The organism is Citrobacter sp. wls718 (genome assembly GCF_005280945.1).
Classification (GTDB): Bacteria; Pseudomonadota; Gammaproteobacteria; order Enterobacterales; family Enterobacteriaceae; genus Citrobacter; species Citrobacter gillenii.
Genome location: NZ_SZWV01000020.1, coordinates 98,235 through 110,416, shown reverse-complemented (window position 1 = coordinate 110,416; position 12,182 = coordinate 98,235). Strand labels below are relative to the sequence as shown.

The window sequence follows — 12,182 nt, the reverse complement described above, 5'->3', positions numbered from 1 at the left end:
TGCTTCAGGCGCGATATCATCGTCCCCTTCCGCAGCACTTCCGTCGATAGAATCCAGTTCTTCGTCATCAACCGGTTCAGCTACACGTTGCAGACCCACCACGTTTTCATCATCCGCCGTGCGGATGAGGATAACGCCCTGGGTGTTACGCCCAACCACGCTGATTTCCGACACGCGAGTACGCACCAACGTACCCGCATCGGTGATCATCATGATCTGGTCGCTATCGGTCACCTGCACCGCGCCAACAACGGAACCGTTGCGTTCGGTGACTTTGATGGAGATAACGCCCTGCGTCGCACGCGACTTGGTCGGATACTCTTCTGCCGCAGTACGCTTACCATAACCGTTTTGCGTCACGGTCAGGATAGCGCCTTCGCCACGTGGAATAATCAGAGAAACGACTTTGTCTTCGCCCGCCAGTTTGATACCACGTACGCCGGTCGCAGTACGACCCATCGCACGAACGGCGTCTTCTTTGAAGCGCACCACTTTACCCGCGGCAGAGAACAGCATCGCTTCGTCAGACCCGGAGGTCAGATCCACGCCAATCAGCTCGTCGCCTTCATTCAGGTTAACCGCAATAATACCGGCTGAACGTGGACGGCTGAACTCGGTCAGCGCCGTTTTCTTCACGGTACCGCTAGCGGTTGCCATAAAGACGTTCACGCCCTCTTCGTACTCGCGTACCGGCAGAATCGCGGTGATACGTTCGTTGGCTTCCAGCGGCAGCAGGTTGACGATTGGACGTCCACGCGCACCACGGCTCGCTTCCGGCAGCTGATAGACCTTCATCCAGTACAGACGACCACGGCTGGAGAAGCACAGGATCGTGTCGTGGGTGTTGGCCACCAGCAGGCGGTCGATGAAGTCTTCTTCTTTAATACGTGCTGCTGATTTACCCTTACCGCCACGACGCTGTGCTTCGTAATCGGTTAACGGCTGATATTTAACGTAACCCTGGTGAGACAAGGTCACGACAACATCTTCCTGGGTGATCAGATCTTCGATATTGATGTCAGCGCTGTTGGCGGTGATTTCAGTGCGACGCTCATCACCGAACTGCTCGCGAACCAGCTCCATCTCTTCACGGATCACTTCCATCAGGCGATCGGCGCTGCCCAAAATGTGCAGCAATTCAGCGATCTGCTCCAGCAGCTCTTTGTATTCGTCGAGCAGTTTTTCATGCTCAAGGCCGGTCAGTTTCTGCAAGCGCAGATCCAAAATTGCCTGGGCTTGCTGTTCAGTCAGGTAGTACTGACCGTCACGCACGCCAAACTCAGGTTCCAGCCATTCAGGACGGGCAGCGTTATCACCGGCACGTTCCAGCATCGCCGATACGTTACCCAGCTCCCACGAACGGGCAACCAGTCCGGCTTTCGCTTCAGCCGGGGTCGGCGCACGACGGATCAGTTCAATGATCGGATCGATGTTGGCCAGTGCAATCGCTAACGCTTCAAGGATGTGGGCACGATCGCGGGCTTTACGCAGTTCAAAAATAGTACGGCGAGTAACCACTTCACGACGGTGACGCACAAACGCAGCGATAATATCTTTCAGGTTCATGATCTTCGGCTGACCATGGTGCAGCGCAACCATGTTAATACCGAAGGAAACCTGCAGCTGGGTCTGGGAGTAAAGGTTGTTGAGAACCACTTCCCCGACCGCGTCACGTTTGACTTCAATCACGATGCGCATACCGTCTTTATCAGACTCGTCACGCAGCGCGCTGATGCCTTCAACGCGTTTGTCTTTTACCAACTCGGCAATTTTCTCAATCAGGCGGGCTTTGTTCACCTGATACGGAATTTCGTGCACGATGATGGTTTCACGACCGGTTTTCGCGTCAGCTTCAACTTCCGCGCGGGCGCGAATGTACACTTTACCGCGACCAGTACGATAGGCTTCTTCAATACCACGACGACCGTTGATGATCGCGGCGGTCGGGAAGTCCGGGCCTGGGATGTGTTCCATCAGCCCTTCAATGCTGATGTCTTCATCGTCAATGTAGGCCAGACAGCCGTTAATCACTTCTGTCAGGTTGTGCGGCGGAATGTTGGTCGCCATACCTACCGCGATACCGGACGAACCGTTCACCAGCAGGTTAGGAATTTTGGTCGGCATGACGTCCGGAATGCGTTCGGTGCCGTCATAGTTATCGACGAAATCAACCGTTTCTTTTTCCAGGTCAGCCATCAGCTCGTGGGCGATTTTCGACATACGGATTTCCGTATAACGCATCGCTGCGGCGGAGTCGCCATCGACAGAACCAAAGTTACCCTGACCATCCACCAGCATGTAACGCAGGGAGAATGGCTGCGCCATACGAACAATGGTGTCGTAAACGGCGGTATCACCATGAGGGTGGTATTTACCGATTACGTCACCAACGACACGGGCAGATTTTTTATAGGCTTTATTCCAGTCGTTGCCCAATACGTTCATGGCGTAAAGTACGCGACGGTGAACCGGCTTCAGGCCATCTCGGACGTCCGGCAGCGCACGGCCAACAATGACCGACATCGCATAATCCAGATACGAGCTCTTCAGCTCTTCCTCAATGTTGACCGGTGTAATTTCTCTCGCAAGGTCGCTCATCTAACCGCTATCCCTCTACTGTATCCCGGATTCAAAGGTCGCAAATTATAACACATCCGTGCAGATTCAGGTAAATGGATTCCCCCTGAGAGAGGCTTTATTCATCCTGCCAGGCTGATATACTCGTTTGTATTGCTAATTAAGGAGTAGAAGCCCCAATGAATGCCGAAAAAGCCCCGGTGACTCAGAACGTTGACCATGAAGAAATTGCCAAATTTGAAGCAGTCGCGTCGCGCTGGTGGGATCTTGAAGGTGAATTTAAGCCTCTGCACCGCATTAACCCGCTGCGTCTGGGTTATATCACCGAGCGCTCAGGCGGGCTGTTTGGTAAAAAAGTGCTCGACGTCGGCTGCGGAGGCGGCATTCTGGCTGAAAGCATGGCGCGCGAAGGCGCAACAGTCACCGGCCTGGATATGGGTTTTGAACCGCTACAGGTGGCAAAACTGCATGCGCTGGAAAGTGGCATTCAGGTGGAATACGTACAAGAAACTGTAGAACAACACGCCGAAAAACATGCACACCAGTATGACGTAGTGACCTGCATGGAAATGCTGGAACACGTACCGGATCCGCAGTCGGTGGTCAGAGCCTGCGCGCAGTTGGTGAAACCAGGCGGCGAGGTGTTTTTCTCCACGCTCAATCGCAACGGCAAGTCGTGGCTGATGGCTGTGGTTGGCGCGGAGTACATTCTGCGCATGGTGCCCAAAGGCACGCATGATGTGAAAAAATTTATTAAGCCTGCGGAATTGTTACAGTGGGTTGATCAGACAGTGTTAAAAGAGCGCCACATGACCGGCATGCACTACAACCCTATCACCAACACCTTTAAGCTGGGTCCAGGCGTGGACGTGAACTATATGGTGCACACCACCGCGAAAGCCGGGTAACTTATCTGCACGCCTGATGACGTTTCGCTTATCAGGCGTACAAACTCTGTGCCAGATCATATAACGTAATCGCTCTTCGATGAAGAAATCAGCACTCGATCAAATTTTCTATTTTTTTTCTCAATTATTGACATCCTCGCCAGGCCTTATAAGACGCGCACTTAGCGATTATTACCCTTTTGCAACCTCAATTTAACGCCAAAATCAACTCTTGTACTGAAAAGAATCCCTACTAGAATACTCACCATATAGCGTCTATCTTATCAAACAACCCCTACATATAGTATTTATCCACAGACTTAGTCACAACATGGCACTGTGGATAATACGGGGGATATTTTTTTCTTTCACGGACAGGTAAAAAACCACATGAATCAGAGTCTGCTGGTGACAAAGCGTGATGGTAGTACAGAGCGCATCAATCTCGACAAAATCCACCGAGTTCTGGATTGGGCGGCAGAAGGACTGAATAACGTATCGATTTCTCAGGTCGAGCTTCGCTCCCACATTCAGTTTTATGACGGCATCAAGACTTCCGATATTCACGAAACGATTATCAAAGCCGCCGCCGATCTGATCTCCCGTGATGCACCGGATTATCAATATCTGGCCGCTCGTCTGGCGATTTTCCACCTGCGCAAGAAAGCCTACGGTGAGTTCGAACCGCCAAAACTGTATGACCATGTTGTTAAAATGGTTGAGATGGGCAAATACGACAATCATCTGCTGGAAGACTACACGGAAGAAGAGTTCAAGCAGATGGACTCGTTCATCGAACATGACCGCGATATGACCTTCTCCTATGCTGCCGTGAAGCAGTTAGAAGGCAAATATCTGGTACAAAACCGCGTCACCGGTGAAATTTACGAAAGCGCTCAGTTCCTCTATATTCTGGTAGCAGCTTGCCTGTTCTCGAACTACCCGCGTGAAACCCGTCTGGAATACGTTAAGCGTTTCTACGACGCCGTTTCGACGTTTAAAATTTCGCTGCCAACGCCAATCATGTCTGGCGTGCGTACCCCAACCCGTCAGTTCAGCTCTTGCGTGCTGATCGAGTGCGGCGACAGCCTGGACTCCATTAACGCGACCTCCAGCGCCATCGTGAAATACGTTTCCCAGCGCGCTGGTATCGGCATCAACGCTGGACGCATTCGTGCGCTGGGTAGCCCGATTCGCGGCGGTGAAGCGTTCCACACCGGCTGTATCCCGTTCTATAAACACTTCCAGACTGCGGTGAAATCCTGCTCTCAGGGCGGCGTACGCGGCGGTGCGGCCACGCTGTTCTACCCGATGTGGCATCTGGAAGTTGAAAGCCTGCTGGTACTGAAAAACAACCGTGGCGTCGAGGGCAACCGCGTACGTCACATGGACTACGGCGTACAGATCAACAAGTTGATGTACACTCGCCTGCTGAAAGGCGGCGACATCACCCTGTTCAGCCCGTCTGACGTTCCGGGCTTGTACGACGCGTTCTTCGCCGATCAGGACGAATTCGAGCGCCTGTACACCCAATACGAAAACGATGACAGCATTCGTAAACAACGCGTAAAAGCGGTTGAGCTGTTCTCGCTGATGATGCAGGAACGCGCCTCTACCGGTCGTATCTACATTCAGAACGTTGACCACTGCAACACCCACAGCCCGTTTGATCCTGCTATCGCACCAGTGCGCCAGTCCAACCTGTGCCTGGAAATCGCGCTGCCGACCAAACCGCTGACCGACGTTAACGACGAAAACGGTGAAATTGCCCTGTGTACGCTGTCTGCCTTTAACCTCGGCGCTATCAACAGCCTCGACGAACTGGAAGAGCTGGCCGTGCTGGCGGTACGTGCACTGGATGCGCTGCTGGATTATCAGGATTATCCGATCCCGGCAGCTAAACGCGGTGCCATGGGTCGCCGTACGCTGGGTATTGGCGTGATCAACTACGCTTACTGGCTGGCGAAGAACGGTAAACGTTACTCTGACGGCAGCGCCAATAACCTGACCCACAAAACCTTTGAAGCCATTCAGTATTACCTGCTGAAAGCCTCGAATGAGCTGGCTAAAGAGCAAGGCGCGTGTCCGTGGTTTAACGAAACCACCTATGCCAAAGGTATTCTGCCGATCGATACCTACAAGAAAGATTTGGATGCCATCGTCAACGAACCGCTGCACCACGACTGGGAAGCGTTGCGTGAATCGATCAAGACTCACGGTCTGCGTAACTCCACACTCTCTGCTCTGATGCCGTCTGAGACCTCTTCGCAGATCTCCAACGCCACCAACGGCATTGAGCCACCGCGCGGTCACGTGAGTATCAAAGCCTCGAAAGATGGCATCCTGCGTCAGGTAGTACCGGATTACGAACACCTGAAAAATGCCTATGAACTGCTGTGGGAAATGCCCAATAACGACGGCTACCTGCAACTGGTTGGCGTGATGCAGAAGTTTATCGATCAATCGATTTCAGCCAATACCAACTACGATCCGTCCCGCTTCCCGTCAGGGAAAGTGCCGATGCAGCAATTGCTGAAAGACCTGCTCACCGCCTACAAATTTGGTGTCAAAACGCTGTATTATCAGAACACCCGCGACGGTGCTGAAGATACTCAGGACGATATGGTGCCGTCTATCCAGGACGATGGCTGCGAAAGCGGCGCATGTAAGATCTGATGAATAATGCCGGGTGGCGCTACGCTTACCCGGCCTACGATTGCACGGTTTGTAGGCCGGATAAGGTGCTTGCACCGCCATCCGGCGCTCATCCCACAAAGGATTCACATCAATGGCATACACCACTTTTTCACAGACGAAAAATGACCAGCTTCTGGAACCGATGTTCTTCGGCCAGCCGGTGAACGTCGCGCGCTATGATCAGCAAAAATATGACATCTTCGAAAAACTGATCGAAAAGCAGCTCTCGTTCTTCTGGCGTCCGGAAGAGGTCGATGTTTCTCGTGACCGCATTGACTTTCAGGCGCTGCCAGAACATGAAAAACACATTTTTATCAGCAACCTGAAGTACCAGACCTTACTGGACTCCATTCAGGGGCGCAGCCCGAACGTGGCGTTGTTGCCGCTGATCTCGATCCCTGAGCTGGAAACCTGGGTGGAAACGTGGGCCTTCTCCGAAACCATTCACTCACGCTCTTACACCCATATCATCCGTAACATTGTTAACGATCCGGCGGTGGTGTTTGACGATATCGTCACCAATGAGCAGATTCAGAAGCGTGCGGAAGGCATCTCCAGCTACTACGACGAGTTAATCGAGATGACCAGCTACTGGCATCTGCTGGGCGAAGGTACGCACACGGTCAATGGTAAGACGGTTGTCGTGAACCTGCGCGAGCTGAAGAAGAAACTGTATCTGTGCCTGATGAGCGTTAACGCACTGGAAGCGATCCGCTTCTACGTCAGCTTCGCCTGCTCTTTTGCTTTTGCCGAGCGCGAACTGATGGAAGGCAACGCGAAAATCATTCGCCTGATCGCCCGTGACGAAGCCCTGCACCTGACCGGGACCCAGCATATGCTGAACCTGTTGCGCAGCGGCGTAGACGATCCGGAAATGGCAGAGATTGCCGAAGAGTGTAAACAGGATTGCTACGACCTGTTCGTACAGGCCGCTGTGCAGGAAAAAGAGTGGGCTGATTACCTGTTCCGCGACGGTTCAATGATCGGTCTGAACAAAGATATTCTGTGCCAGTACGTCGAGTACATCACTAACATTCGTATGCAGGCCGTAGGGCTTGACCTGCCGTTCCAGACGCGTTCGAACCCCATTCCGTGGATCAACACCTGGCTGGTGTCCGATAACGTGCAGGTTGCACCGCAGGAAGTGGAAGTCAGCTCTTATCTGGTCGGGCAAATCGATGCCGAAGTCGATACCGACGATCTGAGTAATTTCCAGCTCTGATGGGCCGTATTACCCTGCGCATCTCTGGCACGCAGCTGCTGTGCCAGGATGAACATCCTTCCCTGCTGGCCGCGCTTGAATCGCACAATGTTGAGGTCGAGTATCAATGTCGTGAAGGCTACTGCGGCTCCTGCCGTACCCGCCTGGTAGCGGGTCAGGTTGACTGGATTGCAGAGCCTTTGGCCTTTATTCAGCCGGGTGAGATACTGCCCTGCTGTTGCCGGGCAAAGGGTGATATTGAGATTGAGATGTAACGCCTAGTGAACTTCATGCGCGGAGACCAGCACCACGTCTCCGCGTTTTTTCATCTGCATGATGTACAGCGCTCCGGCAAGAACCACCAGCACGGCACCGACCAGATAAATCGCCCGATACCCCACGCCTTCTACCATCATCCCCATAATAAATGCCCCAATCGCCATTCCCGCATCCATTGCGTTGAAAAAAAGCGAATTGGCGATGCCAATTTTATGCGGCTCTACCGCGCTAATAATTTGCGTCTGGAACACCGGTGTCACCGAGCCGTAGCCAATGCCAATCAGCCCTCCGGCAATAATCATCATGATGCTGCCGTGGGTATATCCGAGCACCACAAGCCCTACGGTAAAGGCGACCAGGCACGGGTAAACCACGTATTTCGGTCCTTTTTTATCACAAATATTGCCGGTAAACGTTCGGCAGATCATTAGGCAGACAGCGTAGCAAAGCCAGAACGCGGAAGTAAAGGCCTCCCAGCGCGCCATGTTCAGACCCACCCATGGCCCAACGACCATCGCCAGTCCCATAGCTAAAGAGAAAAAGCTGATGCCCTCCCCACGTCGGGAGGCCGGTATCAACCGCGCGGAAATCGTCCCTTTTACCGTAGTAATAACGCCAAACGTGACACCATGAAGCACCCGAATAAACAGCAGTGATTCAATTGAATGGCAGACAGGATACAGCGCAGTGACCACCAAAAAGGCCAGAGAAGAGAGCACCAGAATCGTTTTATTCGAATATTTTCCCACCCATTGTCCGGCAAACGGACGTACCACAATGGCGGCCCCCAAAAAGAAGGTGACTAATAAACCCGCCTTATCAGGGGTCGCATGGAGACGCTCCAGGATATAAATCGGCAACAGCGTCAGCAGGACATAAAAAACAAAAAAGATAATAAAGCTGATAATCGTGATGGCCCAAAAATCTTTCGTCCACAATTTTTCTTTCATACTCGGCAACCTGTCCCGACGGCGCACGCAGGCAACGCTCAGAGCGACTGAACAACGGACAGGTGCGTCAAAATGTGATTTATCCCCGTCATAGTTCACGTTGCTTGTGTGTCGGCTACGCAAATTATTTTGGGTATTTAAGGTAGAAAGTCAGTATAAACAGGCTTATTTTATTAGAGAAATTAATCATTTTAATGGAATTAATTAGGGATAACTAATGACACTAACCCAGATCCACGCCCTGCTGGCCGTGCTTGAGTACGGTGGTTTTACCGAAGCCAGCAAGCGGCTATACACCACCCAGTCCGCCGTCAGTCAGGCTATTTCGGCGCTGGAAGAAGAGTTAGGGGTTAATATTTTGATCCGCGAGCGGCGCAAAGATATTCAACTTACCCCGGTAGGTATCCGGCTGCTCCCGCATTTACGGACCATCATTGGACAAACGAATGCCGTAAAAGAGATCGCCGAACAGGAGAAACAAAACCCCGCCCGAACCTTGCACATCGGCTGTTTTCCCAGCGCCTGCGCCTGCATTTTGCCCGGTATCATCCGCTACTTTGAACAGCATCACCCCAACATCAAAATCATTCCCTATGAAGAGAACAGCAGTGCCATTATTGATTCGCTGCAGAGTGGAGGCATTGATGCGGGTTTTGTGCATTTTCCGGTCAGTGGCATGTACTGCGTGCCGGTTTATCGGGACAAATTCACCGTTGTTGTCCCCGAGGCTCACCCGCTGGCGGCCAAAGCCACAATCTCAGTAGAAGAACTGGTGGGAGAACCGCTGATTATCAGTAAAGGGCGCTATGAATTAAGCATCATGACGTTATTTAAAGAACAAGGTATTGAGCCAATCATTAAGTACGAATTCAACCACCCGGATACGGCAATCAGTTTTATTCGTCAGGGGCTGGGGATCGCATTGTTACCGGAGCTCACATTAAAGGCGGTTGGCGGGCAAATACGTTCGGTGGCGCTGGAGCCAACGTTTTATCGGCAAATATCATTATTGGCAAAAGAGCCGCCGGTAGACGGCAGCCCTTTATATTTACTGCAGGCATGTATGGAAACACTGACCGCAGACGGTCTGATCTAACCGTCGGGAATGCGCCGGTGAAAAGGCCTGCAATATCATGCTATCGCAGGCCTGATACCGTTATTGCTTATGCAGGAACATCACCGCTTTGTCGGGGAAGTCGGTAAACAAGCCGTCAACGCCCGCCTTGTTATACAGGATGTCATACAGCTGATTCACATCCGTCGCGTAGTCCGGCAGCTGATCGGCCCGCACGGTATAAGGATGCACCGTCATCTTGTTCTGATGCGCATCCTTCACCATCCCGGTCAACACGATGTTGCCTTTCTTCGACTTCTCATCGACCAGCATGTGATAGTCCGGGCCAATGCCATCCGCGTACTCAGCAACCTGCTTCATCGCGCCCGGTTTAAACATCCAGTCATAGTTGTAATTCACCCAACTGCCGTCCGGTTTTTTCTCCTGGGTTTCATTCCAGTCGGTATAGGCAATCAGCTGCACCAGGTTGAGGTCCATCCCCATTTTAGGTTCCAGCTCATTCTTGATGCGCTTGAGTTCCGCCACATCAAAACTTTGCAGATAGACCTTATCCTGTTTGTCGCTGTAGCCGTACTTTTTCAGCACTTCCAGCGTCTTCGCAGCAATGTCCTTCCCTTCCTGGTGATGGAACCACGGCGCTTTAATTTCCGGATAGATACCGATGTTCTTACCGGTGGAATGATTTAATCCCTGAACAAACTCGATCTCTTCTTCGAACGTATGCACACGGAAATCAGATTTACCCATCGGGAAGCGCCCTGGGTAGGTCTGTACCTGTTTGCCATTTTCGATATCGAAACCTTCGGTAAATTTCAGCGATTTGATCTCATCCAGCGTAAAGTCGATGGCGTAGTAGCGACCATCTTTACGGGCGCGATCCGGGAAACGCTCGGCGACATCGGTGACCCGGTCAAGATAGTGGTCATGCAGAACGACCAGATGGTCGTCCTTGGTCATCACCAGATCCTGCTCGAGATAGTCCGCGCCCTGCGCATAGGCCATCGCTTTTGCCGGCAGTGTATGCTCCGGTAAATAGCCGCTGGCCCCACGGTGAGCAATCACAATCTTGTCTGCGGCGATGGCTGCGCTGCTGACCACCATACCGGTCAGCATTAACGCGACGCTAAGACTTTTCAATGTGGTTTTCATCTATTATCCCCCGTTACGCTTCAGTTCCATCTCTGCGTGATGGCGCTTTTCACCAATCATGACGACCACCAGCAGAATAACCGCCAGCACGCTGCCGCCAATCATCACCATAAAGCCACCGTCCCAGCCGAAGAAGTCAACGGTGTAACCGACAATGGCGCTCGCTGCCACAGAGCCGCCCAGGTAACCAAACAGCCCGGTAAAGCCAGCCGCCGTACCCGCCGCTTTTTTCGGTGCCAGTTCCAGCGCGTGCAGACCAATCAGCATGACCGGACCGTAGATCAGGAAGCCGATGATAATCATACATGCCATATCAACGTTCGGATTACCCGCCGGGTTCATCCAGTAAACGATCGTTGCAATGGTCACCAGCGTCATGAAGAACACGCCGGTTGCGCCACGGTTGCCACGGAAGACTTTATCCGACATCCAGCCACACAGCAGGGTGCCAGGGATACCCGCATATTCATACAGGAAGTAGGCCCAGGATGATTTATCCAGCGCGAAATGCTTCACTTCTTTCAGGTAGGTCGGCGACCAGTCGAGGATGCCGTAACGCAGTAAATAGACAAACACGTTGGCGATCGCGATGTACCACAGCAGTTTGTTTGGCAGCACGTACTGCATGAAGATCTGCTTCGCAGTCAGCTCTTCTTCGGCTTTTTCGCTGTAATCATCCGGATAGTCGTTCTTATACTCTTCAATCGGCGGCAAGCCACAGGATTGCGGGGTATCACGCATCAGGGCAAAAGCAATCAGGGCGACAACAATCGCACCGAATGCCGGCATGTACAATGCCGCTTTCCAGTCGTTAAACCAGGCCATACCCAGCAAGAACAGCAGCGGAGGCAGACCACCACCGACGTTATGCGCGCAGTTCCACACGGACACAATACCGCCACGCTCTTTCTGCGACCACCAGTGCACCATGGTACGACCGCACGGCGGCCACCCCATCCCCTGGAACCAGCCACACAGGAACAGCAGCACAAACATCACCGCGATACTGGACGTCGCCCACGGCACAAAGCCCATGAACAACATCACCGCCGCCGCCAGAATCAGACCGGCAGGCAGGAAAACGCGCGGATTCGAGCGGTCCGAAATGGACCCCATGATAAATTTCGAAAAACCATAGGCAATGGAAATACCGGATAACGCAAAACCCAGATCGCCACGGGAGAAACCCTGCTCAACCAGATACGGCATCGCCAAGGCAAAGTTCTTACGTACCAGATAGTACGCCGCATAACCAAAAAATATCCCCAAGAAAATCTGCCAGCGCAATCGACGATAGGTGGGATCGATTTCCGCTGCAGGTAAGCGCGCCGTATGTGACGCGGGTTTAAAAATGCTCAACATAGTAT

9 protein-coding genes are annotated in these 12,182 nt (G+C 52.5%); 5 read left to right on the top strand and 4 right to left on the bottom strand.

Annotated features, from left to right (window positions below; translation table 11 throughout):
• Window positions 1-2,598: DNA topoisomerase (ATP-hydrolyzing) subunit A (gene gyrA, locus FDW95_RS04025; protein ID WP_137363421.1), on the bottom strand; the 2,598-nt coding region annotated here is incomplete at its 3' end.
• 158 nt (window positions 2,599-2,756) lie between these two features.
• On the opposite strand from gyrA, the gene ubiG reads away from it, so the two are divergent.
• The 4 genes from ubiG (at window position 2,757) to yfaE (ending at window position 7,637) form a co-directional block, all read left to right on the top strand.
• On the top strand, window positions 2,757-3,485 hold the full coding sequence (gene ubiG, locus FDW95_RS04020; RefSeq protein ID WP_115257933.1) for a bifunctional 2-polyprenyl-6-hydroxyphenol methylase/3-demethylubiquinol 3-O-methyltransferase UbiG: 729 nt from the start codon (window positions 2,757-2,759) through the stop codon (window positions 3,483-3,485).
• A 369-nt stretch (window positions 3,486-3,854) separates the two neighbouring features.
• Complete coding sequence (gene nrdA, locus FDW95_RS04015) at window positions 3,855-6,140, top strand: class 1a ribonucleoside-diphosphate reductase subunit alpha (protein ID WP_096756408.1); 2,286 nt, start codon at window positions 3,855-3,857, stop codon at window positions 6,138-6,140.
• A gap of 112 nt (window positions 6,141-6,252) precedes the next feature.
• On the top strand, window positions 6,253-7,383 hold the full coding sequence (gene nrdB / locus FDW95_RS04010) for a class Ia ribonucleoside-diphosphate reductase subunit beta (protein WP_096756407.1): 1,131 nt from the start codon (window positions 6,253-6,255) through the stop codon (window positions 7,381-7,383).
• A complete protein-coding gene (yfaE, locus tag FDW95_RS04005; protein WP_096756406.1) occupies window positions 7,383-7,637 on the top strand; it encodes a ferredoxin-like diferric-tyrosyl radical cofactor maintenance protein YfaE in 255 nt (84 codons plus the stop codon). The genes nrdB and yfaE overlap by 1 nt, the downstream gene beginning before the upstream one ends.
• Before the next feature lie 3 nt (window positions 7,638-7,640).
• Here yfaE and FDW95_RS04000 read toward each other — a convergent pair whose 3' ends face one another.
• On the bottom strand, window positions 7,641-8,591 hold the full coding sequence (locus FDW95_RS04000; RefSeq protein ID WP_115257932.1) for an MFS transporter: 951 nt from the start codon (window positions 8,589-8,591) through the stop codon (window positions 7,641-7,643).
• 217 nt (window positions 8,592-8,808) lie between these two features.
• Between FDW95_RS04000 and FDW95_RS03995 the strand changes: the two genes are divergently transcribed.
• Window positions 8,809-9,687 (top strand): LysR family transcriptional regulator, encoded by an 879-nt coding sequence (locus tag FDW95_RS03995; RefSeq protein WP_096756404.1) that lies wholly within the window; start codon window positions 8,809-8,811, stop codon window positions 9,685-9,687.
• A gap of 60 nt (window positions 9,688-9,747) precedes the next feature.
• On the opposite strand, the gene glpQ is transcribed toward FDW95_RS03995, so the two are convergent.
• Together glpQ and glpT are read right to left on the bottom strand one after the other, a co-directional pair.
• Window positions 9,748-10,815, bottom strand: a complete 1,068-nt coding sequence (gene glpQ / locus FDW95_RS03990; protein WP_096756403.1) for a glycerophosphodiester phosphodiesterase — start codon at window positions 10,813-10,815, stop codon at window positions 9,748-9,750.
• A gap of 3 nt (window positions 10,816-10,818) precedes the next feature.
• Entirely contained in the window at window positions 10,819-12,177 is a 1,359-nt protein-coding gene (gene glpT, locus FDW95_RS03985; RefSeq protein ID WP_115257931.1) for a glycerol-3-phosphate transporter, read from the bottom strand.
• Between the last annotated feature and the right edge of the window lie 5 nt (window positions 12,178-12,182).